This is a genomic window from Staphylococcus pasteuri, from assembly GCF_030547725.1.
Lineage (GTDB): Bacteria > Bacillota > Bacilli > Staphylococcales > Staphylococcaceae > Staphylococcus > Staphylococcus pasteuri.
In genome coordinates, this window is the sequence record NZ_JAUOQO010000172.1 from 1 (window position 1) to 308 (window position 308).

The 308-nt window shown below is 46.1% G+C and carries 1 protein-coding gene; it reads right to left on the bottom strand.

Annotated elements, in window-relative coordinates:
* A partial coding sequence (locus Q4528_RS13280; RefSeq protein WP_303521977.1) for a hypothetical protein occupies positions 1-308 on the bottom strand: 308 nt, incomplete at both ends.

Below are 308 nucleotides of genomic sequence, written 5' to 3' on the forward strand. Positions count from 1 at the left end.
CCATCTGCCGGCATAGTTTGTCCAGTTAAGGTTTCGTCAGGAAAGTAAATATCTAGGTTGAGTAAAGCAGTACTGCGTGTTTCTGGAATCGGGTTATAAGCAGTTAAATGGCGATGTGCATCTACGGCTTTAGTCTCACCATCTTCAACATAAGTTAACCCTGCTAAATCTGCTTGAGCTAGCATAGTTCCCGCTGTTGCTGTATCGCCACCGGCAACTAGCACTCCAAAAGCTGAAGTATCAAACCCTCTAGCAAAGGCCTGTGTCCAAAAACTTGTGCCACTTGCCTGGTCAGCAAAGTCGGCATT